General features: G+C 60.6%; 23 protein-coding genes. 9 read left to right on the top strand and 14 right to left on the bottom strand.

The features are described from left to right. Positions 1-74: 74 nt before the first annotated feature. The 5 genes from AC1VVK_RS17390 to AC1VVK_RS17370 form a co-directional block, all read right to left on the bottom strand. Positions 75-1,565: an aldehyde dehydrogenase family protein gene (locus AC1VVK_RS17390; protein ID WP_482906079.1), complete on the bottom strand. Its 1,491-nt coding sequence runs from the start codon at positions 1,563-1,565 to the stop codon at positions 75-77. Beyond that, the gene (locus tag AC1VVK_RS17385; protein WP_482906078.1) at positions 1,562-3,184 is read right to left on the bottom strand and encodes a GMC family oxidoreductase; all 1,623 of its coding nucleotides are present in this window, start codon (positions 3,182-3,184) and stop codon (positions 1,562-1,564) included. Before AC1VVK_RS17385 ends, AC1VVK_RS17390 begins: the two co-directional genes overlap by 4 nt. A gap of 441 nt (positions 3,185-3,625) precedes the next feature. Then, the gene (locus AC1VVK_RS17380; RefSeq protein ID WP_482906077.1) at positions 3,626-4,849 is read right to left on the bottom strand and encodes a cytochrome P450; all 1,224 of its coding nucleotides are present in this window, start codon (positions 4,847-4,849) and stop codon (positions 3,626-3,628) included. Between the two features lie 467 nt (positions 4,850-5,316). Beyond that, the gene (locus AC1VVK_RS17375; protein WP_482906076.1) at positions 5,317-6,180 is read right to left on the bottom strand and encodes an NAD(P)-dependent oxidoreductase; all 864 of its coding nucleotides are present in this window, start codon (positions 6,178-6,180) and stop codon (positions 5,317-5,319) included. A 118-nt stretch (positions 6,181-6,298) separates the two neighbouring features. Then, the gene (locus tag AC1VVK_RS17370; RefSeq protein ID WP_482906075.1) at positions 6,299-8,818 is read right to left on the bottom strand and encodes a TonB-dependent receptor; all 2,520 of its coding nucleotides are present in this window, start codon (positions 8,816-8,818) and stop codon (positions 6,299-6,301) included. Between the two features lie 473 nt (positions 8,819-9,291). On the opposite strand from AC1VVK_RS17370, the gene AC1VVK_RS17365 reads away from it, so the two are divergent. The 7 genes from AC1VVK_RS17365 (at position 9,292) to AC1VVK_RS17335 (ending at position 18,317) form a co-directional block, all read left to right on the top strand. Continuing rightward, positions 9,292-9,993: a hypothetical protein gene (locus AC1VVK_RS17365; RefSeq protein WP_482906074.1), complete on the top strand. Its 702-nt coding sequence runs from the start codon at positions 9,292-9,294 to the stop codon at positions 9,991-9,993. After that, positions 9,990-10,580 carry a cytochrome c oxidase subunit 3 gene (locus AC1VVK_RS17360; RefSeq protein WP_395335181.1) on the top strand — a complete coding sequence of 197 codons (591 nt, stop codon included), beginning with the start codon at positions 9,990-9,992 and terminating at the stop codon, positions 10,578-10,580. Before AC1VVK_RS17365 ends, AC1VVK_RS17360 begins: the two co-directional genes overlap by 4 nt. 11 nt (positions 10,581-10,591) lie before the next feature. Beyond that, complete coding sequence (locus tag AC1VVK_RS17355; RefSeq protein WP_482906073.1) at positions 10,592-10,849, top strand: cytochrome C oxidase subunit IV family protein; 258 nt, start codon at positions 10,592-10,594, stop codon at positions 10,847-10,849. A gap of 1,129 nt (positions 10,850-11,978) precedes the next feature. Next, positions 11,979-12,551 (top strand): RNA polymerase sigma factor, encoded by a 573-nt coding sequence (locus AC1VVK_RS17350; RefSeq protein WP_482906072.1) that lies wholly within the window; start codon positions 11,979-11,981, stop codon positions 12,549-12,551. Then, positions 12,544-13,524 carry a FecR domain-containing protein gene (locus AC1VVK_RS17345; protein WP_482906071.1) on the top strand — a complete coding sequence of 327 codons (981 nt, stop codon included), beginning with the start codon at positions 12,544-12,546 and terminating at the stop codon, positions 13,522-13,524. The genes AC1VVK_RS17350 and AC1VVK_RS17345 overlap by 8 nt, the downstream gene beginning before the upstream one ends. 102 nt (positions 13,525-13,626) lie before the next feature. Then, positions 13,627-16,194: a TonB-dependent receptor domain-containing protein gene (locus tag AC1VVK_RS17340; protein WP_482906070.1), complete on the top strand. Its 2,568-nt coding sequence runs from the start codon at positions 13,627-13,629 to the stop codon at positions 16,192-16,194. Positions 16,195-16,229: 35 nt separating this feature from the next. Then, on the top strand, positions 16,230-18,317 hold the full coding sequence (locus AC1VVK_RS17335; RefSeq protein ID WP_482906069.1) for an Atxe2 family lasso peptide isopeptidase: 2,088 nt from the start codon (positions 16,230-16,232) through the stop codon (positions 18,315-18,317). Here the strand turns inward: AC1VVK_RS17335 and AC1VVK_RS17330 are convergent. The 7 genes from AC1VVK_RS17330 to AC1VVK_RS17300 all read right to left on the bottom strand — a co-directional run bounded on the left by AC1VVK_RS17330 (position 18,308) and on the right by AC1VVK_RS17300 (position 24,023). After that, positions 18,308-20,071 carry an asparagine synthase-related protein gene (locus AC1VVK_RS17330; protein WP_482906068.1) on the bottom strand — a complete coding sequence of 588 codons (1,764 nt, stop codon included), beginning with the start codon at positions 20,069-20,071 and terminating at the stop codon, positions 18,308-18,310. The genes AC1VVK_RS17335 and AC1VVK_RS17330 overlap by 10 nt on opposite strands. Further along, a complete protein-coding gene (locus AC1VVK_RS17325; RefSeq protein ID WP_482906067.1) occupies positions 20,068-20,739 on the bottom strand; it encodes a lasso peptide biosynthesis B2 protein in 672 nt (223 codons plus the stop codon). The genes AC1VVK_RS17330 and AC1VVK_RS17325 overlap by 4 nt, the downstream gene beginning before the upstream one ends. A 73-nt stretch (positions 20,740-20,812) precedes the next feature. Beyond that, the gene (locus tag AC1VVK_RS17320) at positions 20,813-20,932 is read right to left on the bottom strand and encodes a benenodin family lasso peptide (protein ID WP_482906066.1); all 120 of its coding nucleotides are present in this window, start codon (positions 20,930-20,932) and stop codon (positions 20,813-20,815) included. Between the two features lie 170 nt (positions 20,933-21,102). Continuing rightward, positions 21,103-21,714, bottom strand: a complete 612-nt coding sequence (locus AC1VVK_RS17315) for a GntR family transcriptional regulator (RefSeq protein ID WP_482906065.1) — start codon at positions 21,712-21,714, stop codon at positions 21,103-21,105. Continuing rightward, positions 21,711-22,586, bottom strand: a complete 876-nt coding sequence (locus AC1VVK_RS17310; protein ID WP_482906064.1) for a phytanoyl-CoA dioxygenase family protein — start codon at positions 22,584-22,586, stop codon at positions 21,711-21,713. Before AC1VVK_RS17310 ends, AC1VVK_RS17315 begins: the two co-directional genes overlap by 4 nt. Before the next feature lie 13 nt (positions 22,587-22,599). Beyond that, positions 22,600-23,211, bottom strand: a complete 612-nt coding sequence (locus tag AC1VVK_RS17305) for an acyl-homoserine-lactone synthase (RefSeq protein WP_482906779.1) — start codon at positions 23,209-23,211, stop codon at positions 22,600-22,602. Positions 23,212-23,300: 89 nt separating this feature from the next. After that, on the bottom strand, positions 23,301-24,023 hold the full coding sequence (locus AC1VVK_RS17300; RefSeq protein ID WP_482906063.1) for a LuxR family transcriptional regulator: 723 nt from the start codon (positions 24,021-24,023) through the stop codon (positions 23,301-23,303). Between the two features lie 281 nt (positions 24,024-24,304). Here AC1VVK_RS17300 and AC1VVK_RS17295 point away from each other — a divergent pair, with 281 nt between their 5' ends. Both AC1VVK_RS17295 and AC1VVK_RS17290 read left to right on the top strand, forming a co-directional pair. Then, positions 24,305-24,550 (top strand): transcriptional regulator domain-containing protein, encoded by a 246-nt coding sequence (locus AC1VVK_RS17295; protein WP_482906062.1) that lies wholly within the window; start codon positions 24,305-24,307, stop codon positions 24,548-24,550. A 292-nt stretch (positions 24,551-24,842) separates the two neighbouring features. Beyond that, positions 24,843-25,079 (top strand): DNA -binding domain-containing protein, encoded by a 237-nt coding sequence (locus tag AC1VVK_RS17290; RefSeq protein WP_482906061.1) that lies wholly within the window; start codon positions 24,843-24,845, stop codon positions 25,077-25,079. A gap of 38 nt (positions 25,080-25,117) precedes the next feature. Here the strand turns inward: AC1VVK_RS17290 and AC1VVK_RS17285 are convergent, their stop codons facing one another. Together AC1VVK_RS17285 and AC1VVK_RS17280 are read right to left on the bottom strand one after the other, a co-directional pair. Further along, positions 25,118-25,291: a hypothetical protein gene (locus AC1VVK_RS17285; RefSeq protein ID WP_395335146.1), complete on the bottom strand. Its 174-nt coding sequence runs from the start codon at positions 25,289-25,291 to the stop codon at positions 25,118-25,120. A gap of 48 nt (positions 25,292-25,339) precedes the next feature. Beyond that, positions 25,340-25,708: a hypothetical protein gene (locus AC1VVK_RS17280; RefSeq protein ID WP_482906060.1), complete on the bottom strand. Its 369-nt coding sequence runs from the start codon at positions 25,706-25,708 to the stop codon at positions 25,340-25,342. Positions 25,709-25,847 lie beyond the last annotated feature (139 nt).

Here is a 25,847-nt window from a genome sequence, read left to right as displayed (position 1 = left end):
GGGTTCACGGCCTAAACTTCTGGTTTGGCGCGTTTTCCGAGTCATCAGGTGGTTCCACGTGATTAGAAAACGCTCTAGCGACCGATTGGGTAGAACACGGATTTCTGGTTCTGGTATTCGTGCAGCCAATCCGGACCATACTCGCGGCCGATACCTGACCTTTTGTAACCCCCGATCGGCGCATAAGTCATCCGCCCGGTCCCGCCATTCAGCATGACGCTGCCTGCGCGAATCTGCATTGCCATCTCATACCCTTTGGCAGCGTCAGCCGTCTCGATGCCGCCGTTGAGACCGTATCTGGAATCGTTGGCGATGCGGATGGCCTCGTCATCACTGTCAAAACCGATCACGCAGCCGACGGGCCCGAAGACTTCCTCCTGCGCGATGTTCATCTGGTTGTCGACATCATCGAAGATCGTGATCTCCGTAAAATAGCCCTTGTCGAGCCCCGCCGGCCGTCCGCCGCCGTGAACGAGCCTTGCGCCTTGATCGCGGGCCTGGGCGATCATGTGTTCGACCTTGCTGCGCTGGCTCTCGCGGATCAGCGGGCCCATCGTCACCGTTGGATCGCTGGGGTCGCCGATCCTGAACTCGCGGGCGACAGCGCAGACGGCCTCGACGAATTTGGCCCGCACACTGTTGTGCACCAGAAGCCGCGTCAGCAGAGCGCATCCTTGTCCAGCATTGACCGACAAGACAGCGGCGGCCATTGCCGCGGTTCGGGCAATATCGGCATCATGCCTGACGATCAGCGCCGACTTGCCGCCTAGTTCCAGATGAACGCGCTTCAAGGTCGGGGCCGCCTGCGCCATGATCGCAGCGCCCACGGTTTCTGATCCCGTGAAACTGACAAGATCGACGCGCGGGTCGGTAGTCAACAGCGACCCCACGTCTGGTCCGCCGGTAACGATATTCAGCACGCCCTTGGGCAACCCGATTTCTTGCGCGATCTCACCGAACAGCAGAGCGGAAAAGGGCGTAAATGGGGACGGCTTGAGCACCAGCGTGTTGCCTGCCAGCAAGGCAGGTACGATTTTCGCCAGGTTGAGCAGGAAAGGGAAATTGTAGCCGGTAATCCCTGCAACGACGCCAACCGGTTCGCGGACTACCGTCGTGCCGCCGATTTTCTTTGGGCCCTGGGGATCAAATGGATCGGGGGTCACGTCGATCGGTAACCGGACACTATCGTCCCGTGCCGAGTGGTTCAGCGCAGCAAGCAGATGGTCGAGCGGGTTGCCGACCTGCATCGTATGGGTGACGCCTTGCGAACAGCCGACCTCTGCCACGATTAGCGTCGCGATCTGGGCTCGCCGACCATCCAATGCGGCATGCATCTTGCGAAGGTATTCCGCGCGCTCGGCCATCGCCAAGCGAGGCCAGACACCGTTATCGAATGCATCTCGCGCTGCGGCGATGGCTGCGTGTGCCGCGATGCTATCGCCCACGGGTGCCCGGCCGATTACCGCCTCGGTTGCCGGATTGAGGATGTCGTCCCGATCGCCGGCGGCTTCGGCCCAGGCGCCGTCGATGTAAAGACCATCGAAACTGGTGAAGGGAATAGTCAAAGTCCATCATCCTGCTGGGGCCGCAAAATCATTTCCGCGGCGTTGAGAGCGATCGCCATGGCCGGCGCGTTGGTATTGCCCGACACAATGGTCGGCATGATCGATGTGTCCACGACCCGTAGACCGGTGACGCCGCGAACGCGCAGCTGCGGGTCGAGCACCGCACCCGTATCGCTTCCCATCCGGCAGGTCCCGCAGATGTGGAACGATGTGCCGCCAAGCCCGATGGCATTCGCGAGGATGTCCTCGTCGGTTTCGAGGCCCGCCGTGGCGCCGGTTTCCTCGACGATCCAATCCCGTAAGGCCGGCTGCCGGGCAAGGTTGCGCAGCCACCTGAACAGAGCCAGGAACCGCTCACGATCGTTGACGGTCGCAAGGTGATTGGCATCGATGGCAGGCGCAGCATCGGGATCTGCCGAGGTAATCCTCACTTCGCCCAGACTGTCGGGCCTCATGTAGTAGGCGATCACCGTCAGGCCGGGGAATGGGTCGAGAACGACCGCGCCCTTTTCATCGGTATGAAACGAATAGAGACCCATGCCCACTTGTGCGTCGGGCCGCTCGAGCTGCGGTTCTGTCTTGATGAAGCCGCCAACTTCGTGTGCCGAATGGGTGAGGGGACCGTTCGAGGCGAACAGGTAGCGAAGGAACGATGCGACCAGACCAGCGCCCGACAGTCGCTGGTTCAGACTCTGGCCGCGAACCTGGAAAGTGAAACCCAGATAGCGGTGCTCTTGCAGGTTCGCGCCCACCCCGGGTGCATCGACCAGGACCGGAATACCCAGCTCCTCCAACAGGCGGCGTGGGCCGATACCCGAGAGCTGCAGAAGTTTCGGACTCTGGATCGCACCCGCACATACGATTACTTCGCGCCGTGCCCGCACCTCGAAAGTCTGGCCGGCCTTGCGCGCGACAATCCCGCAGGCCCGTTTGCCTTCAAACAGGATGCGCAGGACATCGGTGCTGGGCGTAACGTCGAGATTGCCTCTCCCACGCACGGGTTTCAGAAATGCGCGCGCAGCCGAGAAGCGTTTGCCATTATGCGTCGTGGTCGGCTGATAACCCATACCGCCTTCGGTGACCGAAGGGATGTCGTTCATGTCTGCGACCCGAGGAATTCCGGCTTGCTCACTGGCGTCCAGGAACGCTTCGCAAAGTGGATCGCCCGCGGGATGAACACTGACCTTCAGTGGACCGCCGGTGCCGCGCCATTCATTGGCACCAAGCGCGTGGTCCTCGAGTTCGACGAAATGCCGGCCCATTTCCGACCAGCCCCAGCCATGACAGCCCGCCCGCTCCCACGCATCATAGTCGGCCGGAGCGCCCCGGACATAGACCATACCGTTGACGGAACTTGAACCGCCAATCGCTCGGCCCTTGAGCCACACTTCGTGTAATGCGTTCCCGCCCGGGGATACCTGATAGTCCCAGACATGCGGGTTTCCCGGGGCAAGCAGTTTGCCGATGCCGCGCGGCATCTTGATCAGAGGACTCTTGTCGTCAGGGCCCGCCTCGACCAGCAGCACCGAAACGTCTGGATCGGCAGACAGCCTGTTTGCCAGAACGCAGCCGGAGGATCCGGCGCCGACAATGATGTAATCAAAGATTTTTTGCTGCATGCTGCGGAGTGAACATGCTGGCACGCTACGCCCACCTGTCTGAAGGAAGGTCGGCGCACCTTCTGTCCAAGAAGCTGAACGGTTGCGGGCTAATTTCCTGGCAGTCGCCATATCGGGGCGTCTACATTGGCGTAAGTCGCCTCCCGCCGCCAAAGTGGAGAGGGCTGGGCCGGGCAACATGTTCCAGGCCACGATCCTGCATTGGCATTCGCGGGAAATCTGACGAAATGGGGTGCACACCGATTCCCTGCGCCAGTGCGCAGGTCACGGTCTGAACGGCCCAAGTGGCTGGTTTAAAACGGCTATCAAACACTGACCGGAATGGCAATATAGGCCATTCCGGTTTGCTGCAGTTCGCATGCGTTGCGTCAGCTTGAGGCGGGCTTCGTAACTGGAACGGGTTCCACGCCCCGATAGTGCGTCAAGAACGCACAGCGTCTCTTAGTCCCACTGAAGTTCGAGGCGGGGCACGAAAGTGATATTGCCCACGAAATATTTCGGTTCGAAACCGTCTTTGAATCGAAATTGCGGAATTTCTTTCAGAAACAGTTCCAAGGCAGTCTGCAGTTCGAGCCGGGCGAGATGCATGCCGAGGCACTTGTGGATACCACCGCCGAGCGCCACATGCGCGGCCTTGCGATCGAAACGGACCTCCGCTGGGTCTTCATGGATCTTCGGATCCTGGTTCACGACGGGCGTGCTGACCGAAACATATTCGCCCGGCATGATCTTCTGCCCGTGAATCTCGATTTCGCGCGAAGCGATACGGAATGCCGTAACCGGCCCGTAGACCCGAAGAAACTCCTCGACCGCCAGGACCATTCGATCCGGATTGTCGCGCAGTTCCTGCTGCTGATCAGGATGGCGTGCGAGATGTGCGAAGATATTGCCCAGCATGGTCGTGACCGTGTCGAGACCGCCGAGAAAAAGATTGAAGCAATGGCCAAGGACCTCTTCGTTATTCCACTTGCGGCCGTCTTCGGCTTCGAAGTCGAATATCTTGGTGATGTAGTCGTCCTGAGGAGTACGGCGGCGAGCATCGATCTCGGACTGCAGATACGCCACGACCTGGCGCACCGCGTTGCTGCGCACCTGCCAGTCATTGGTGTGCAACATCTCCTTCTCCCAGACCAGAAATTCGGCCATCCGTTCCTGCGGAAGTCCCAGGAGGTCGAGAACGATGAAGATCGGGTAGCGTTCGGAAAATTCGTTCACGAAATCGCAGTGGCCGCGGTCTTTGAATGCCGCGATGAGGTCGCTTGCGCGCCGCCGCAGCTCGTCTTTCATCGCGGCCATCTTCTGCGGCGAGAATTGGGGGTTCAGGGCCTTGCGGTAGAAACTGTGCATCGGAGGGTCAACCTCGGTGGGCACGACCAACCAGTCTGCGCCGATGCTCTGGGACCACTGGCCCATGCCGTTCTTGGTGAAATTGTCGGGATCGCGCAGCATGGCCATGGTGTCATCATAGCCGGTGAGCAGCCAGCCGGGCTTGTCTCCGGGGAAGATGTTGGTGACATACGTAATGGGTCCCAGGGTGCGGTGCATCTCGGGAATGAGCGTTTCCTGAGGGCAGTCCTTCACTTCCTCACGAGCGAAATAGGGCAACCACTTTGCCATCTCGGCCGGTACGTGGGGAGGAATTTCCTGTGTGGGTGCGCTCGCCATCAAATCTTCTCCGAATCCTCTTTGCCCCGCTGGCCAGACCGCTCGCCTGTGCGCTGCCATTCTGGTTTACCGAAGCGTCTAGTCCTGTTTCGCGCTGCGATCAGACGATGGGAAATGCGTCAACGCCTGGCCTGCGCAACCTTCCATAAGATAGGCGCCGGGCCGCCGTTCGCTGCCAACCGGCGCCTTGTCGCGTCGCAGTCACGTCAGAGCGGTTTGGCCGGTTGTTGAGGTAATACCGCCGGCTCGCATTCACAGGGGTCGTCGATGAAAGACATTGGCCGCGCCCCTGGTGGCCGAGGGTACCTGCGCGGCGGCGCCGGACGAAATCTGCGAAAGCATCTCGCTTCACTGCTTCCGGCGCCTTGCGTGTCGGCACTTCGGCTACCCCTATCAGACCGCGCGACGACTATGGCGAATGGGCTGAGCCATATCCGATTGGTCGCCCGCGGCCTGGTTAGGGACACTCAGGCGCCGATTGGTTGGCCGAGCGGATATTCCAGTCCTGATGTGGAAGCGGCGTTCTCCCGGATCAGTTCTACCATGGGAAGACGGACGCCGAAGCGAGCCGCCTCGGCAATCGCGACCTCCAGATCCTTCACCATGAGCATCTGGAAATATTCGCGTAGCTTCGTCTCGTCGGCATTCCCAGCCGCTTCGGGACGTTTCGCCATGGCAAGGGCGCCCTCAAGCCCGCCGCCAGCGGTCGGGTCGCCTGACAACGCGAGAGTAAGCTGATCGAGGCTGACGCCATAATTGCGCGCAATAACTGCCCCTTCATAACCCGCTCTCATGCAGCCGAAGTACGTGGTGTTGCGAGCGATCTTGGCGGCCATGCCGGCACCCGGGCCGCCCATGTGAAGGACCTGCTGCGCGAATCCGTCGAATACGGGTTTGGCGGCCGCTAGATCACCGTCTTCGCCGCCGGCCATACAAATAAGGCCGTTTTCGGCAGATTTCGGTCCGTTCGTGACCCCGCAGTCGATGAGGATAACGCCGGCATCCTTGCACATCGCCTGCGCTCCGGCGAGATCTGCCATATTGATCGTCGACAACAGAATGACCGTCTGGCCGGGTTTGTTTGCCGCGAGCACTCCGTCCGGTCCGGAGAGGACTGCAAGGGTCTGCTCCCCGTTGAGGACCGCAATCAGCACGCAGTCCGAAGCCTCGGCCAAGGCACGGGGGTTAGAGGAAATTGGGGGCGCACCCTTAACGCGATCCGCAGCTGCCGCATGAACGTCATAGATTGCTGCAAGCTGGCCGGATCGCTGAAGGCATATGGCGACGCCTCCGCCAATCGATCCCAACCCGATAACGCCGCCGGTCTTCATCACTATTCTCCTGTATCGGAAAAACACTGGTGCTGCCGAGGGGGGCTCGACGCTTCCAGGATAATTCAAAGTCAAAAAGGGGCGGATCGCCTCCGCCCCTTCATGGTTGTTCTGGCTATCAGAACCTGTAGGTCGCCTCGACGCCCCAGGTGCGCGGAGGGCCGAGATAGAGGCTGTTATATGGGGCATTCGGCAAAATGACCGAAACGCCCGCCTGATATTGAACGTCAAACAGGTTCTTGACGTAGAAGCCCAGGTCCAGCCCCGTGCCGGCAATTCCCTTGACATCGATACGCCCGTTGGCGAGGGAATAGCCCTTCAGCTGGTAGCCTTGCTGGCCGCCGTAATCGGCGGTCATGTAAAGATCGCCGCTGATGATGACATCTGCATTTGCCGGATGGACAGGCGTAATCCAGCTGGCCGTGACGGTACCGGAAAATGTCGGTGTCAGCCTGTTGATCTGATCTGCGCCGAAGGATCCTACATTTGGTCCGAGTTCGCCATTCGTATTGATGGGAAGCAGCTTTGCCACGTCCGTTTTTGTGATGGCGCCGTTAAAGCCCAGAGTCAGGTTGCGATCAGGCGACACACTGGCATCGATTTCCACACCGTAGATGTTGAGATCGGCTGCATTGATGATGATCGAGGAGGGCGGCGCGTCCAGGGTTCCGCGAGGAAACAGGAAGTTGCCGGAATTCGACAGGAACTGTGTGGCATTGTCGTAGCGCGAATAAAACGCCGCGACATTGAGCCGTCCTTGTGCACCGGCCACATTGAAGCTCAGCTTCTCGCCGATCTCGACATCGGTTACCCGTTCCTGCTTGATCGTCTGGTACCCACGCAGATCCACGCAGGACATCGAGTACGCTTGGGATGGGCAGGTCACCGGAGGAGACTCGAACAGCGGGAAATTGAGGTTCTTGGGGCGAACGCCGCGGCGGCTCGTGATATAGACCATGAAATCCGGGCTGATCTTGTAGTCAAACCCAACGGTCCATGTCGGATAGTTGTCTTTGACCGATGCCTGTCCGAAACCGTCGCTGAATTCGGTCGGCGTTCCCACCCGATCGGCGATATTCTGCTTGCACTGCGAGAAGTCAACAGATGCGAAGGTGGCCGTATTGCCAGGATTGTAGCAAAATTCCGACTTGTCCCAGCTGTAGCGACCGCCGATGTTGAAATTCAGCTTATCCGTGAGCGGAATGCCAAATTGCCCGTATACCGCGAGACTCTGGTTTTTCACATGGGTAGTCGTGGGCGGGACGCGGCCAAGCGAAGAGAACACGGTAAATTGGTCGCCGGAGGGCCCTGCCGGGCCGTCCACACTGTAGTAGACGCCGAGAATACCGTTCAGTCCGCCCGAACCCTTGTAGATGAACTGGAAGTCGTTATCGATATAGTCGCGAACATAGCGTTGTTCGGCGTAGTAGGTAATGAACGGCTGGGTAACAAGGCCGCCCAGGAACGGATTCGCTACGCCTCCCTGATCCAGCACCGGCACGGCAGCAGTGTTGATCGACTGGTCATTCGTATTCTTGCGATAGCCGAAAATGTTCCGGAGAGAGAAGCTGTCGCTCAGCTCAACGTCGGTCGTGTTGACGACCGCGATCGACTTTCGATAAGCCCGGCCTCCGTCGATCCCGCCGTCGAACGCGCCGCGAGGATGCGCCTGCGCGTAAGCCTCGGCGAGGCTTGCAAGCTGGACGGCGGTGGCAGCCCGACTGGCGCTGCCAAGGAGCGGCAGGAAAACGGCCGACTGGAGTGGCGCGAAATCTGCCTTGTAAAGGTAGAGACCGGATGCCAGTTCGTCGGCCTTGAAATATTCGGCGACCGTCGTGTTCGTGATCCCCTCGGTCGGGGCGATTGTAAGCGACACACGAACGCTGTCGTTCTTGATGTTCTCGAAGCCGGGATAGCTGTTGGCTTTCGGATCCGTAGCGCCCAGAGCCTTCACTTCAGGCAGCGCGAAGAAGTCTGCGTCAAGAGAGCGGATCCTGGGGTCCTGGCGCCGTATCTGGCCAGCAATGCGCAACGCGATCTTTTCCGACACGATCGGGACGTTGACCGCCCCTTCGATCGCCCAGTAGTTCCAGCGGCCATACGTGCCTTTCACGTAGCCTCCGAAATCGTACAGGTCCGGTTGAACGGTATTGACGAGGATCGCGCCGCCGAGCGTCGATTTACCGAACAGAGTGCCCTGCGGTCCCTTGAGAACCTGCACATTCGCGATGTCGTAGGTAGGAATGCTCGACCCAAGGCTGGGAATCGCGATGTTGTTGAAATAGGTTACAACGCCTGGGGTCGTAAGCCCAACGGGAAGCTGGCCTACGCCGCGCAAGCTCACATTCGTCGTGCTTTTCCCGCCCTCCGAATTGAAGTTCAGGCCGGAGGCGATTGTCCTGACATCCGAGAGTTCCTGTACGGTCGAGCGCTGGAGAGCGCTGCTGTCAAATGCCGCGACCGCAACCGGAACATCCTGCAATCGCTCGGCGGTTCGCCGAGCCGTAACGATAATTTCCCCGGTACTTTGTGCGCCGGCGGTGTTTGCCGGAGCATTGTCTTCTTCCGCCCAGGCCTGGCCCGAACAGATCATCAGGGCGCTCGAGCCGAGCAATACCCTACAAATGCCCTTTTTCATTTCCATCTCCCTGCCGACTCCGATTTTCTTGCAGTCTACTGGCGGTCCGCCGCAGGGCTACCTATCGAAGGGTGGGGCGGTCCTGTTTCCATTTAGGTTGTGCAAGATCTCCGACCTGAAAATACGCAATAGGTGAGGTGTCACTAGACTGCCGCAATGTGTTTGGGAATCCGAAGCGCGGGGCACATTTTCGCTGTTTCCGGCGTGCTAGTCTTCCAGTCGCAAGGCGATCACGGGCCGTGCGTGAGCACGCCGGACAAATGTGTCGAAGCGGTCTCTCTCATACGAATGGTTGAAAACACCTCGGGTGCAATATGGCGGATCGATGCTCCGATGGCATTTAGCAAATGGTCCTTCAGAAGCACCGCCTTCCGCAGGTGAAAGCCGTCTCATCCGACAAACCCTATCCTCGGGTGGGTGCTCTTCGCATGGGCGCTACTCACGATCCAGGAGAACAAATCCGGGGAGGGGTGATGGGTAGCCAGAGCACGACAATGAAGCTGTGCACTTACATGGGCGCGATTGCAGGAACAATGATGTTCCTGGGAATCTGGCCGGTTGCACACCTCTTTCCGCCGCTCGCGCCTTCAATGCCACATGCTCAAGTAGCCCAATACTATCGCGAGCATCAGGTCGGGATATTGGTCGGTGGCATTCTTATAACCTCGGCATCGGTCCTGTTTTTCCCATTTCTCGGCGCCTTGGCGACATTCATGAAGAAAATTGAGGGTCCAGTGTCTCCGCTGACCTGGTCGTTCGTGATGATCGTTGCTTATGGGTTTGTAACACTGTTTTTCGCGGGGCTTTTCTTCACCGTCGCGGCCTATCGGCTGGATCGGCCAGACACCGAAATCGTCATGCTGAGCGACATTGCGTTCTTTCTGTTCGTCATGCCCGCCGTCCCGGCGTTCGTGCAGAACATTGTCACCGGTATCGTGATCCTTCAGGATCGGAAGACGGCCCCGACGCTTCCGCGATGGCTGGGTTACCTGAACCTGTGGACTGGTGTCCTGTTTCTCCCCGGCCTCGCGGTCGGCTTGTTCAAGTCGGGTCCTTTTGCGTGGAACGGCGTTCTTGCTTTTTGGCTTCCAGCTGTCGTTTTCGGCATATGGTTCAATGTGATGATCTTCGCCATGCTGGCGGCGATCAAGCGCGGTGCATTGGCCGGCGAATGACGGACAAGCAACAAACAACACCTGCGATCAAGACTCCCGCCGGTCGTATACCGGGGGAGGAAGGCGTGTGGGTCTTCATTGGCGGCGACCTCATAGTCTTCGCTGTATTTTTTATAACCTACGCTGTCGCACACCGGCAAGAATCGGCCCTCTTCGAGACATCCCAGCGATTGCTTGATCGCCACCTCGGCTTGCTCAACACGCTACTGCTGCTGACCAGCAGTCTTTGCGTAGCGCAAGCCGTCACGGCTGTCCGAAAAGGCGATCGGCGCGCGCGCCACTTCCTGCTTGGCGCGATTGCACTCGGTATGGGTTTTGTCGCGGTGAAGGCTGTCGAGTACTCGGCAAAAATCGCTGAGGGCTTTACGCTCAATACCAACGCATTTTCGATATATTATTACATGTTTACCGGTATTCATCTGGTCCACGTCGTGATTGGCATCGGTGTACTGTGTTTTGCCGCATCGCAGATCGAATCGTCCGGTCAGATGCGCGGGAGCGTGGCCCTCATTGAGGGGAGCGGCGTGTTTTGGCACATGGTCGATCTCCTGTGGATCATTCTCTTCGCGTTGCTCTACTTGTTGTGAGGGGAGCCTTGATGCCTTCAGTTGTGCAAAATCGCGCAATCATTGTCTGGACGATCTTGGTCGCTGCGACCCTCCTTTCGTTCGAAACGATGGTCGTGGGGCGTGATGGAGCCGCCCGCTGCGTGATCCTTATCGTCGCGTTCGCCAAGGTGACTCTAGTCGGGCGTGAGTTCATGGAGCTCAGGCACGCACCGAAGTATCTCCTCTGGCCGTTTCAAATATGGGTTGCGGTCCTCGGCGTGGCGCTCGTCGTCTTGTTCCTGGCTTGATCCAGAATCCGGGCCGGACATCTTGTTCATCTGACGCCCGTTATCGGCCCCGTCCCTAGGGAATTACGGCATTGTGCGGCATTGATGAATTACGGTCTCAATATGATTGTATTGCCGCCACTAAATTGAAAAATCGCCGGATAGAAAAATAAAACTTCGATAAAAATTAAAAAAGTGCGGGAAAGGATTTGTATGTTGATGGTTCGCTTAAGTGTCAGTTTAAGTTTGTTAACCGTTATTCCAAATTCGACTTGTGCTGAACGATCCGATTTCGTTCTGACGTCGCTTGAGCGGCCGGATTTGCCGCGAGCTTACGCGTCGTACGCACCCACTTGCAATAGTCCGTGTGGCTGGGCGGCGCTCCCCTTCACGCGCTAAGTTCCGTATAGGCTGTCGGTGTCGGTCGTATCGCAGTGGGAACTTTGATGGGCAATGAACTTCGCCGCTGTCCGGCTGGCGGTGGTGATAAAACCCCATGAGTGAGCGCGTTGAAGGAAGTGCCTTGCGGGGCAGGTGGATGAGACATCGTCTCAAGCCATGGAATGCAGGCCGGGCATGTTCGGGAGAGATGTGAGGCATCGAAATTTATTCGCGCGCTCTAATGGCATCATCAATAGCGCTGACGAGCTCGTCGCTGGGGATTTGCTGCATTGCGTAATGTGGAGGGTGATTGAACGATACGTACGCGCTTTGCCCTACTGATTTTTCGGCGGTCGAATAATTTTTCTATCCATTCCAAGTTAGGCATCAATTGGATGGCGTCCGGAAGGTGGCGGGATACGGCCAATCTGGTGTTTTAGGCAGTGTGTGAATTGTGTCGATCATGCCACATATGACAAAGTTGTAATTTCGTTCTTGAAGATCGTCTCGCATATAGTACCTTTTGCAAGCATCGTTCTTTTGTTCGATGCCGAGGCGTGAGAACCTCACAAGTGAATAGGGATAGTCTCGCCTTGCGGGAATAGACCGGATGGCTGATGCATATGTCCAGGACCCTTTGCGGTCTAAACGCGTCGGCGCATGTGCTTGCATGTTCTCAACATCCGGTTCCTACCGGCTCCGCCTCGCTAGTCGAGCGGAGCCGGTAGATGTTTTCCATGCCTAATCTTCGTTTACCTGGCGGCAAGTCATGCGATTTGCCTTAGGGTTTGGTAGCGTCCCGCTCGGTGACGATGACCCTCTTCCCCCTGATGACGACCAGGTTTGCGCGGCTAGCGAGACGCTCGACCGAATTTACCGCGTCGAGCGCTCGGGGTTGCTGCGTTTCGTGATGCGCCGATCGCGTCGGGAAATTGCGGAAGATGTCGTCCAGCAAGCCTTCGCGCGATTTGCGGCACGCGGTAATGTGCATCAGATTGAGAACCCGGGAGGCTATCTGCGGCAATCGGCGGTCAACCTGCTGCGTGACAACGCCCGGCTGGCAATGCGCAATCCGGCGCCGTGTTCCGAGGTCATGGACGTTGCGGAAATTCCCGATTGCGATCCTGTGGCGGCACTCGAGGCCCGTGACCGTCTTCGCCGCATCGAAGCCGCGGTGGGCAAGCTCAAGCCTCTGACACGGCAGATATTTCTGGCGCGAAGGGTCTATGGTTATAGTCTCGCCGAAATCTCGAAGCAGACGGGTCTGAGTCAAAAGGGGGTCGAAAGGCACATGGGCATTGCGATCAAGAAGCTCGGCCAGCACTTGTGTAGCCATGACTGACCGGCCTCCGTACTCGCTCCCGGAGCGGCTTTACGAAGAAGCGAACCGATGGGCTGAGCGCTGCGATGCGGGTGAGCCTGGCGTAACGGAAAGCCTCGCGGCCTGGCTCGCCTCCGATCCACGCCACCGTCAGGCCTATGAGGAAAGCAGGGCCTTGCTGGGCGAAGCGCGGATCGTCCCCAAAGGTGTCGGTGGTTTTGATGGAAACCTGACGAAGGCGCCGTTCTACGCACGCCAAAGTACCCGCATCGCGCTAGGGACTGCGGCGGCGGTCTTCCTTGTCGGTTTAGCGACCGTTTGGGCCAGCGGCCATCATCTCTTGCCCCAATTGGTGACCCCGGCCGAGGCGGCGACTTACGAGACCGGTATCGGGGAAATCAGGACCTTCCGCCTCGCCGATGCGAGCGCGATCACCCTCGATACCGATACCCGAATCTCGGTTTCACTTTCCGGAGGGGTTCGTGACATCGTTATTTCGAGGGGACGGATCAGGGTGGAAAGCGGGGCGGGTTACATTCCTTATGCCGTGAGCGCGGGCAGGAACAGAGCGACAGTCCAGGGCGGTGTCTTCGATGCCTTACTGACAGGTGCAGCTCTGCGAATTGCCGCTCCGCATGGGGCGGTCCAACTGAACGCGGCCGAGCCGCCAACCGGCGCCCCCCGGCAAATCGCTGCAGGCTCGCAGATCGAGATCGGATCGCTGGCAAGCACCGCCGCTGTTCCGGGGCCCGACCTTGAATGGGTTTCCGGAATGCTCGCGCTCAACGGTACCCGGCTCGATCAGGCTGTGGAGACGATCAACCGCTACAACCGTGCCAAGATCCGTCTTGGCGCCGAAGACCTGGGCTCGCGCAAGCTCAGCGGCGCTTTTGCAGTAGGCGATCCCGTGGGGTTTGCCGAGGCGGTCGGCAAGATGCTGGATCTGCATGTCGATCTGTCAAATCCTGCTCTTATTGTTCTATCGAAACAGTAAGAATTAGTTTTCGAAAAATGCGATGAGAAAAGTGTAGGGCAAAATCTCGACCCATCGTTCCCCTCATGACCGGCCAATTCGTGGCGGAGGGGAAACAAGAAAATGGAAAAGAGAGCTTATTCGGCCACGCTTTGGCTGGCGTCGACGTCACTTGTCGCATTTGTAGCCTGCCCTTCGGTCGCAATAGCGCAGCAAACTGCGCAACTAACCGTCGATTTGCCAGAGCAGCGCCTGGCGGATTCGCTTAGGGCTCTTGCGCTGCTCTCGGGCCGGACGGTCCTTGCGGATGACGGGAGCGTTGCCGCGAGGCGCGCTCCCGCTCTGCATGGAACCTTCACGCTCGAGCAAGCTCTTGACCGTCTTCTCGCAGGTTCAGGTCTGAAAGCGGAGGTTGCGGGCAACGGTTATGTCGTCCGCGGCGCGGCGCGCGGCGGCAAGGAAAGTGCTGCTGGAGGCGATGATATTGTCGTGACCGGTACGAGACTGCGCGGAACCGAGGTGGCTTCCCAGGTCATCGTGCTTGGCAACCAGACACTTCAGGATTCCGGCTTCGGCGACCTTGGCGATGCTGCGCGGAATATTCCACAGAGTTTCGGCGGCGGGCAAAACCCGGGGATCGGGCTTAACGTACCGGCATCGGCGGGGGCAAATGCCGGCGGCGGTTCGACCGTCAACCTGAGAGGGCTTGGCAGCGACGCGACGCTGACCATCCTCAACGGCAGGCGGCTTCCCTACGATACCGCGCTTCAGGGCGTCGATATCTCGGCCATTCCGCTCGCGGCGGTGGACCGTATCGAAGTCGTCGCCGATGGATCTTCGGCGATCTACGGGTCCGATGCCGTCGGCGGCGTCGTGAACGTGATCCTGCGGCAGGACTACGAAGGCCTGCAGACCCGCGCCCGCATTGGCGGCGCAACCGAGGGCGGTGACTTCCAGCAGCTCTACGGCGTGCTCGCAGGACATCGCTGGAACGGCGGCGGCATGTTCGTGACCTACGAATACAACCGCAACACCGAGCTCAATTCGAACCAGCGCGACAGTACGGTATCGCACCCCAACATGACGTTGCTGCCCGCAAGCCAGCGCCACGCCGTAGCAGCGCACCTGCATCAGGATCTGGTGACCGGCCTCACGTTCGAAGGCGACATTCTCTACAACGAGCGAACGGGTTCGCTCACCTATCCGCTCAATGCGGCCTCCGATCCGCATGTCAGCCGCGTCGACCAGTCCTACAATTCCTACTCGCTCGCGCTTGCCGGTGCGCTGCACTACCGGCTCGGCCGCTGGGAAGTATCGGCAGCCGGGACATACGGCAAAGGGCGCAACGACCTTCTGGCCGAATACGTCTACAGCGATGTCACGGGACTCACGTCCGCAAAGCGCTACCGCAACCGTTCGACCACCGGCGAACTCGCGGCCTCGGGTCCTGTATTCCACTTGCCCGGCGGCGATGCCCGGATCGCGGCGGGGCTGGGCATCCGAGACAACGGTTTCGAGATCTATGCGGGGCCCGGAAATTACCAGAACGCGAAACCGAGCGAGACGGCCCGCTATGTCTTCGGCGAGCTCAACCTGCCGCTGATCAGTCCCGATCTTGGCGTTCCCCTGGTTCGCAAGCTGTCACTGAGCGGAGCGCTGCGTCACGAGGATTACGATACGGTCGGCCAGATCACGACGCCCAAGCTGGGGCTTATCTATGCGCCGGTGGACGCGCTCGAGCTCAAGGCGACATGGGGGCGCTCGTTCCGCGCGCCGAGCTTCTATGACCAGTACGGTGCCCAGACCGCCAGCCTTTACGCAGCCTCGCGTCTGGGCGGGATCGGCTATCCGGCGAGTGCGACCGCCATCCTGCTCGGTGGCGGCAGTCAGGACCTGAAGCCCGAACGGGCGAGGAGCTGGTCAGCGACGGCCTCGTTCCATCCCGCCGCGCTCGCAGGCGCGACCTTCGAAGTGACCTACTTCTCCACGAACTACGTGAACCGCGTCGTCATCCCGATCACATTGACGGCGCAATCGCTGTCCAATCCGATTTACGCGCAGCAAGTCAGCTTGAACCCGAGCGCGTCCCAGCAGGCGGGCATCATTTCCGGTGTGGACCAGTTCTACAACTTCACTACGGGGGCCTACGATCCCTCGCAGGTCGTTGCCATCATCGACAACCGCAAGGTCAATGCGGGCCGCCAAACCGTTCACGGCATCGACGCGCTGGCGCAGTATTCGGCCAAGCTGGCCGGAGGCACAGCCTCGTTCGATCTCAACGCCACCTATCTTGTCAGTGAGCGACAACTCTCGGACGGGCAGCCGATAGAGACGCTCGCAGGCTATCTCTACAATCCGCCGCACTGGCGCGGACGGGCAGCGGCAAGCTGGGACGACGGATCGTGGCGCCTGACGGGAACGCTCAGCTATATCGGCGGGGTCGTCGATACGCGCGCAAGTCCGCCGGACAAGGTGCACGGCATGACCACGCTCGACCTCTCGGCGCGCTATCGCTTCATTCGCGAAGGCAGCGTGCTCGATGGTCTCGAAGTCGGGGTGTCGGCGAACAACCTCTTCAACACGATGCCGGCTCAGATCACCACCACGACCTGGGCCGATACACCTTACGATTCGACCAACTATTCGCCCGTAGGGCGCTTTCTGGCTCTCGAGGTCGTCAAAAAATGGTAACGACGACTTCTTCCGTGCTCGCGTTGGCGAGCGCTATGCTCGGGCTTTCGATCGCCACCCCGGCTGCCGCGGCGGACCGCTGTTCGGATCTGCTGCCGCCCGTGGTGCGGTCTGCCGTGCCCAAGCGCGACATCACGCCCGAGGACCTGGTCCGGCTCCGGCAGATCGGGCCGCTCGAGGCCGTAGTTCCTGCCCCGTCGGCACTTGCCGTCTCGCCGGACGGTCGCCAGCTGGCTTTCGTCATCACGCGCGCCGATCCCGCAACCAACAGCCATTGTGTCGGGCTTGCGGTCGTGGATGTGGCGGGGCGAAGTGCGCCCCGGCTTCTCGACCAGGGAGGCCAGCTCGCGCTTGTCTCCAACGAGTACCGAAAGCGGATCTGGGGTATCGGATATCCGCTGACGATCACGCCGCATTGGTCGCCTGACGGCAAGTCGATTGCCTGGCTTCGCCGGGACAATGACGTCACGCAAGTCTGGGTCGCCGATGCCGCTTCGGGACAAGCTCGGCAGGTCACGCATTCGCCGGTGGATGTCGAAGCCCTGGCATGGAGCACCGATGGCAAGACGATCGTCTATGCCGGCCGCCGAGGGCAAGTGGAGGAGAGGGCGGCCTTTGCGAAGGAGGGGCTGTCCGGATTTCACTACGATACCCGCTACGTGCCGATCATGTCGAACAAGCCGATGCCCGACGCGGCCATTCCCTGGACCGCCTATGTCGTCGATCCGCTCACGGGCGAAGAGCATCCGGCCAGTCAGGATGAGGCGGCGCTGCTTCCGCCCGACATGATCGGCAAGGTCGAGCCGCCGCCTCGAGCAGCAAGCGCCGATGGGCGGCTGGCGGAGACGCACCGGAGTTCTGGCAATCCGGTCAGTCCGCTGCTTCTCTCGGTGCATACACCCGGCGGCGCCACGATCGATTGCAACGCCGATGCTTGTCGCGGTTCGCTCGACAGCATGTGGTGGACTGAAGACGGGAAGGCTTTGATCTATCTCCGGCGCGAAGGCTGGGCGCGCGGCGACAGTGCGCTCTATCGCTGGGTGCCGGGCGAGGGCGCGCCGCATCAACTGCTCAAAACGCGAGATCTTGTCAGCAACTGTGCGATGGCGCCGGACGGACTTGTCTGCCTCTACGAGCGGGCGACAGCACCGCAGAGGGTCGTCAGGATCAATCCGGCGACCGGCATGATGCGCGACGTTTTCGATCCGAATCCGGAGTTCCTGGGCATCCGGTTCGGGCAGGTCCAGCGTCTCGAATGGCGCAACGACCAGGGCGCCGAGGTGCGCGGTGATCTCGTGTTGCCGCCCGATTATCGCCCCGGAACGCGGCTGCCGCTCATCGTTACCACCTATATGAGCAACGGCTTCCTGCGCGGCGCGATGGGCGACGAATATCCCATCCATACCTTCGCGGCAGCGGGGTTTGCGGTGCTGAGCTTCAACAAGCCGCGCGCCGTCGCCGACGACAATCCCAGCCTCGATACGATCAAGAAAGTACAGGGTGACGGGATACGGAACTGGGCCTGGCGGCGCGAGGTCCAGTCGGCCATCGACCGCGGCGTCGAGAAGGTGATCGCCATGGGCATCGCCGATCCGAAGCGGATCGGCATCAGTGGGCTAAGCGACGGATCGAGCACCGTGCAATTCGCGATGATCAACAGCCATGAGTTCGCCGCCGCTTCGATGAGCACCTGTTGTCTAGAGCCGTGGGCGGTCAATGTGGGTTACGGACCGGCATTTGCGGCGCATATGCAGGCGCAGGGCTGGGGCGCGCTCACTGCTGACGACCGCACGTTTTGGGCACCGGGCTCGATTGTGCAGAGCGCGACCGGCACCGACACCCCGCTGCTGATGCAGGTGGCCGATCGTGAATACCTTGGCGGGATCGACGTCTTTGCCGCGCTCCGGGAGCAGCACAAAGCCGTCGACATGTTCGTTTTCCCGGACGCCTATCACTTCAAGTATCAGCCCGCGCAGCGGCTGGCCGTCTATCGGCGCAATCTCGACTGGTTTGCATTCTGGCTCCAGGGCAGGATCGATCCCGATCCCGCCAAGGCCGGACAATATGCGCACTGGCAGGAACTCGCCAAGGAGAGGGAGGCAGCCCAGCGCCCTCAGGATTGAGGGTGCCGGGCTGCAAGCCAGGCCTCGACCTGTGAGAGTTGGAGCAGACGCCTGTGGGCGGTGTCCATGATTGGCCCCGTGTCGCTTGTGGCGCGTTCGACCGCATCGCTATCGATGAGGCCGAGCCGCCGCAGGTGACCGTCGAGCAGCATCGATCGTACGGTTTCGCGGTTCTTGCAGTAGACATCGGCGACGAAGCTTTCGGGCGATCCCTTCGACTGCCGCATGACGATCTCCCTCGGTAAGCGGTCGGCGAAAGCGTCCCGGGCGATGATCCGGCTGCGGCCATCGCGGAACCACCACCAGCTTGGAACCCGAAGGCATGCCTCGACGACCGGCTGGCTCGCGAGCGGACTGATATGCCGGACCGGGCTGAGCAGGTCGCAATCTTCCGCCCATCCTTGGGCGGCGGCGATGACCGCCACGTGGGCGGCTGCGCCATGCTCTGCCTTGCCGGGGGCGCGGAGCCATGCGTGCGGTGCCTGTGATGCCAGATTGGCGATTGCATCAGGGGCAAGAAGGGCAAGGTCAGGCCGCCACCCAAACGTGGCGGATTGCCGGAACCGGCGGCGTGCAGCGCGCCACAGGACTTCGAGCGCGCTGGCCTGTCCTAGCGCGGCGACCGTCTTCGCGCACGACCACACCGTCTCGTACGTATTGGCGTGTCGCAAGGCGTCGGTGACAGGTGCAACCGAATTGAGGGCAAAGAACACGTTGTCGCCGCCCCCGCCATCGAGAGTGAGATCGGCGCCGAGTGCGGTCGCTGCGCTCGCGAGCGCTGCATTCGTTCCCTGCATGAAGACCCGCGAGCCGGGGGATGGTAGCTCCGCGCTTTCGGACCGCGTGACGTCGACAGCGCTCAGCGGAAAATCCAGTTCATCAAGCTGGCAGCCGAGGTGCCGCGCGACCATCCGTGCCCAGTTGCGCTCGTCGCCGGAGCTGTCCTCGTGGACGAAGTTGACGCAGCGATATTCGCCTCCAAGCGATGATAGGCAAGCGGCGAGGATCGAGGAGTCGATCCCGCCCGAGAGCATGAGGAGCGTCTTCGCCGCATCTCCCCTGAGAGCGCGGAGCGCCTGGTAAATCGCGCTGCGAACTTCATGCTGTGCCTGCTCCGTCGTCTCGTACCACTGGGCGCGCTCAGCATGGGGCCAGGGGGACCAGGCTTCTTCCGTGGATGCTCCACCGGGCCCGATTAGCAGTGTTGCGCCGCCCGGCAGGTTGCCGACCCCCGTCAGGCACGTGCCCTGTCCAGGGAGACCGGGAAACGCCAGCCGCTCAGCAAGTGCGCGGGCGTCAGGCTTACCCACGCCAACGCCGGCAATTGCGAGCGCGGCGACATCAGATGCCGCTATCGTCATCCCGTCGTTGAAGCCATAGAGGCAAGGCAGTTTGCCGAACGGCGCGCGAAGGACCGTGATCTCGCCGCTTCCGGGTGCGCGCAGCAATGCGACGTAGTTGCCCCAGAACCGGGTGACGAGGCGGTCCGCATCGACCGGCCGCTCCGCCAGCATACGACCGATGCTTTCTGCCGAGCTGGCGAGGTTGGTGCCGCGCGAGAAGACCTCGCCAATCACGATGCCGCGATCCTCGCCGAGATGATGATGAGCCAGTGCCGGCGAGACCGCAACAAAGAGGCCCGCGTCGCTGTGGCAGATTTCCAGACCGGCTGCGCGCGCGCCCTCGGCAATCGCCTCGCGATCGGGAATCGGCCGGTCCGGCGTGCCAATCACAGCGAGATAGCGTCCCATCATACAACCAGGATCGGGACATAGGGAGCGACGGTTCCGGCATCCTCGCACACGAGGGCGGAACCCACTTCCACCCAGCAATGTGCACTGAATGGCCCCAACTGCACACCCATGACCATCCGGGCGCAAACGCCGGCTTTGGCAAGATCGCTCATCAGGGCCATCGAGGTCGGAAGGCAGCGCCCTCGGGCCGACCGGATGAGGCCGGCGTGGCGATAAGCGCCGGCAACACCTTGCAGCGCGGCGGCCTCATCACGTGCGGGCTGCAGGTTTTCGCGTCTGCTGATGACGTCCGCGATGTTTGCGGCAAGGGCTCTCGTACGGACCCGTCGGTCCCACAGGGACCTGTTTGCAAGCGCCCGCGCGGCGGCCAGCGGCGCAAGGCGCGAAACGGATGAAGACGCACCATCCTGAGCCTGCGCACTTGCAGTGATGGGGGAGCGACGTGTGCAGGCAGTCAGCGGATAGCCATGCCCCATCGACAGAACGCCGATGCGTTGCAGCGCCTGCCTGACCGGGGCCTCAGCCTCGCCAGTTTCGGCAAGCTGGTGAAACTGGCGGTCGAGAGGCTGGGGCAGGCAGAAGTAGCGATCCGCCTCGAGATCGAGGAATATGTATCGCTCGCCAATGGCGCAGAAGCTCACGCCGCGGCGGAGTCCGTGACCCGACATGATCGTCTCCAGACACGTTTCCCGATGATCTCAGAGGAGTGGCGCGCAGCCCGAGCTGCGCGCCACCCTGGGCTCAGTCGTCCGACAGGCCCGCCTGCGGGCTGCCGATGCCGACATCGAGATCGTTGGGCTGCACGCCCTTGGTTTCGGTGCTGGCGGTGCCGAGTTCGATCGGCGTGTTATCACGGTCCATCGTCTTTGCTCCTTCAACAAGCTGCCGGGATTGACAGCAGAAGAAGCCTACGAATGAGCTAGCGATATACGAACTATATAGTGACTCTATATCAAGAATATATCGACTCTTACACGTTAATTGCGTTTTATTGACTGTCGGAATATCGATCTTCGTGAATGCAAGTGTTGCTATTCGTATGGTTTAAAGCGTCGCCATCGACGAATGAGCTCAAAAGCCGAGCGATGGCGGCGCTGATGATAAGACTTCAAAACTTTGCCGATCGAGTCTCCCGGAACCTCGGTAAGCGCAATCTTGAGTTCTTCGAATTCCCCGTCGACGTCTTCCAGCAGGTCAGACTCGATATGGCGAATCGCATGAAGGTTTGCATTGAGGCGGCGCATGGCGATGCGGTATTGCGTGTTGTTCGAGCTGTAGACGAGGTCCGTGAGAAGGCTTGCCACGCGATCCGGATAATCGTCGCCCCGCCCGAGCCTTGCGGGATCGCGTCCGGCGAGCGTTCCGGATCGCAGCGATAGACCGATGAGCGTGCGTGACCAGGAATAGAGATCGCGCAACGCCGGCTCATCGAGGGTGATGACGAAGAAGCCGCCTGGGACCAATGTTTCCACCATGCCCTCGCCGACGAGGCGATTGAGCGCCTCGCGAACCGGTGTGGCGCTGGCCTCCAGATCCTTGGCGATCGCCTTGGGGTCGAGGCGGAAACCGGGCCGCATGTCGCGGCGGGTTATGAGAAACCGGATGTGCTCGTAGATCCGGTCCGATGTCGCGCCTGCGTTCATGACACACCTCCCTGCACGGCGATGCGATTCTCGATCAGCGCTTGCTGATCGGGCCGAAGCGCGTCGATCGCGGCGAGCGGTCGGTCGGGATCGTAGTCCTCATCCAGCAGGATCGAGGGACACTGGCCTTCGTAGTTGCCGAGGTTGGGCCGGTGCTGGCGATAGCCCACCAATGCGGCAAGTTCGGGATCGAACCTGCGAGCGATGCCGGGCGGATAGGCAAGCCACTGCGCTTCGTACGGTTTGAGCCAGCCGAGCGAATAGCCGACGACGATACCGCGACGAACCTGGTGGGTACGGTTGCTGCCTGCGCCGTGCAGCGTCGAGCCGAGGAATAGGAGTGCGGAGCCCGGCGGGATTTCGACGGCAACCGGGTGGCCGCTCGGTTCCGGATCGAGAGCGGCGCTGCCATGGCTTTGCGGCCAGACCAACGTCGCGCCGTTCTCGGCCGTGAACGGTGTAAGTGGCCACATCACATTGACAAGGTACTCGGCCGTGCCCTTGGCTGCGGACCACATGTCCTGGTCACGGTGCGGCAGTTGTGCGGGCGCACCGCCGTGGACAGCGATCGCCTGCGTCGTATTGAGCTGGATGCAATCACACCAGGGGAGCAGGATCTGCTCGACGATCGCGACGATGAGGCTGTGGCGCACTAGCGTTTCGGCGTGCGGCGAGCGCGCGAGGAGCCGGCCGAACCGTTTGGTCGTCGCGCCGTAGAATCCGCCCTCACAGAACGGCGTGCGATGGAAGCGGGGCGCGATGTCGTCATCGAGCGCGGCAATGGTCTCGGCGGGAAGCGCGTTCTCGATCACGCAATAGCCGTGCTCGCTGAGATCGGCGGTGTAGCGGGCGACTTCGGAGAAAAGATCCATGATCGCGGTCTCCTCAATTCGCCCCGCGGTCGGAGCCGCGGTGGTTCGTGGTGATGCCGGCTGCCGCCAGTTTGTGAGGTGTGTCGCGGTCGATATCGATACGGATCGCTGCGAGCATTTCATTTCCACTGAAACGGGGAGGGCCGAGCGGACGGCAGTCCCATCCAAACTGCAGCACCTGTTTGAACCAGCCGGCGGATGCGATTGCGGTGTATGTGGTGATCCCGTTGATGAGCGCGTGGTCGACGAGAGCGCAGATCAGCGCATCGCGCGCTTCGCGGCGTTCGGCTGCGCACAGACGCCGATCAAGGCAGAAGCGCGTAATCTCCTTGATCGCGGGCCCGCGTGGCACTTCGTTCTCGCAAAACTCGGCGTAGAAACTGTCGAGGATATGCGGCCGTGTCGTCGGCAATAGCCTGGCCGAAGCATAATGTTCGCAATCGGGCCCGGCCAGAATGACGTAACGGGCGTAAGGGTCGTCGAACTGATCGAGTTCATACCGCTCGGCAAGTACCGGCAGGTCCCATTTCAAAAGGTCGACGAAGACGGATTTGCGAGCCGCCCACATGGCGCGCAGCGCCTCGTCGGGAGCCTCGCGATTTTCGTAGCTTTGGACGTTGAGCATGGGGTCATTCCCTGGCCGTGACCATTCGCGGTCACGTGCCAAGGGTCATCCGGAACGGCCGTTCCAGGCCATACCGGAAAAGGGGTATGTTACCGCCGCAGGATATCGGTGAAGGTCAGGTTTCCATCGAGCAGAGCCCGGATAACCGCCAATGTCCGTTTGTTCACTCCATATCGTCCGCAAACATTCCTGACATGAAGCGCGATCGTTTCCTCGCTACGGCCGAGATATTTCGCGATCTCGCGATCGTTCATGCCCCAGGCGACAAGGACCAGGATCTCGCGCTGCCGATCGGTGAGCCTGGCGGGTTCGATCAGGCGGCTTGCCCCGCGTCCGAGCCACAGTCCTCTCGCCGCATCGAACGCGAAGAGGGCGATCGACTGGACGATCGGCAGGATAGGATCGTAGATCGGAACGGAGACCGAGTTCACGAAGGAAAGCGATCCGCGCCATTCGCCCGGAACATAGCCCGGAACCGTGTAGCCGTGGACTATTCCCTGTTCGCGCGCCATCGCAAGAACGCGCCGATCCCCCTCCGTCATCGGGATCAGATGGGGAATGCGTTCCCAGCGGAAACCCAGGTTCGTGACGTTGCTCGCCCGGTGGACGGGGTCATTGAGACCAAGACCGAATTGGTCGTAGAACTCGGCCCACTGATCGGGATAATTGTGAATCCGAAAAGTCTCGCCCGCGGGATCCAGAAATCCCCCGTGGTGCGAGAGCGCAAAGCGCTGAAAACCCAGTTCCTCTGTCGCTTCGCTCATAGCTTCGGTCAGATCGTCTATGCTGCCGATAGTTTCGAAGATGCTCACGAGGTGCGTCATGAGCGCCAGAATTCGTGTGCCCAAGGTTCGACTTCGCGATCGTCGGCGGCGTTGCTTGTCACCGTCGGTCCGGCGATCGCCCTTCCTGCTTCGTGGCCGTCCAGCGGGTTCTCAATCCGCCATCGGGCAGGTTGTGTCGCAAAAGTGTCATATCACTCCATGCGCTCACTCTGGAATGGTCTAATTCGGACAGAATGTCCGTATATCGGTGAAAATTTGTTAATTGCCTACGAACACGTTTCTAAATTCATCTCGGATGCCTTGTTCAAATGAGGGTGGGTGTTTCTGCCAATTGGCAAGATGCTGAGTCCTATGCATATCTAAAGAAGGCTGATCGTACGGGTTTGATGTGGGAATGGCTCCGCAGGGATCCAGCTTATCTTGCATGGCACGCCAAAGCTTCTCTCCTCACCGGCGGACATTCGTCAGAGCCGTTGAATTGGGGGCTTCACTTTCGCGGAAGAGCCGGACCGGGATTGTCTCTCGGCCCGGATAATCTGGCATGCCCATCATGATCCATCGACACTGAGCGTCGAGGCAGGGCCAGGAACGCCCGGCGATGCCGGATGCCTCGATGTCGAGAGGATCAGACCGTGGCTGACTGCGATTCCAACCGCTTCAGGAGGCGAACACGCGGTATTGTCCGACGGGAGTCATCATATCAGGCTGGACGTGATCGCGGGATCCCTGAGCCGGCATTCCACCGTCCGGTTGCGCTTTTGCTTCGATGGTGTGACCCGGGCCGAACCAGGCGTGCTCTCGCTCCAGCGACTCCTGGCACTCCATCGCCACGGTCGGTTTGGAAAGATGCTCTACCCCCGCGACCCTGCTATCGCGCGAGGTGTCGTGTTGCTGCGCGTCCATGACGCATTGAGCGATGGTGCCAGCCTTCGCGATCTCGCCTGCGCCATGGTCGGCGGGAATGTCGTCGAACAGGACTGGGGTGATCCCTCCGATTCCCTGCGCTCGCGCATTCGCCGGCTCGCGCGGCAAGCACGCGAGATGGCGCTGGGGGGATACAAGGAACTCCTGCTTCGCAAATGAGACCCCGCCGAAAGATACGCAGGAAATGAGCGCGGCTCTTAGCGGGACTTGGTCGATCCGGGTACCAGACGCGCGGCTGCGAGAGCGCCGATCATGTACGGACCATCGTCACGCTTGCCGCTGCGGATTTCCCTTAGAAACTTGCGGTTGTCGAGACCCCGGCTTTCAAGTTCGCTTGCGACTGCGTCGCGGATCTGATCGATGCTGTCCATATGCTCCGTCCTTGAGGTCGGAACATATATAGAACAAAATTGAACCGATCAAGTCCGGCGCGGACGCCCCCGCTTCTTCGCGGGAGGGGCAAGCATCAGGTCGACGAGCTCGATGCTCCGAACCGCGATCGGCTGATCTTTCGAAATCTGCACCGGCTCGCCGCCATTTAAGTAGATGTCCTCCCAGTAGGTGATGCGCCGGACGAACTCACTTCGTAACTGTTTGGCGAGGTCCCGCTGGGACTCGCGGGACCCGAATTGCGTGCTGAGGACGGCGTACTTGGCGGCATAATCGGCAGCAATCTTGACGACATCGAGCGGCGTGAAGGCGATGCCGGCGGCCGACAATGCGTCCTGCGCTGACTCCGCCGCCTGGATGACCTGCTCGCGGGCGAGAGTCCGGGTTGATTTGGCCATAGGAACGATCTCTCAGGAATTGTCATCGTCCGTAAGCTGACAAATGCGACCGCTTCGCGGACGCTCCTGTCCTCTATTCGGCGACGTCTCGATAATCCCTCTCGATCCCGGCGCTTCCCGGGTTGGGAGACTTTCCGCG

The sequence above is a fragment of the Novosphingobium sp. BL-S-32 genome (genome assembly GCF_056857055.1).
This window is presented reverse-complemented; position numbering and strand designations above follow the sequence as displayed.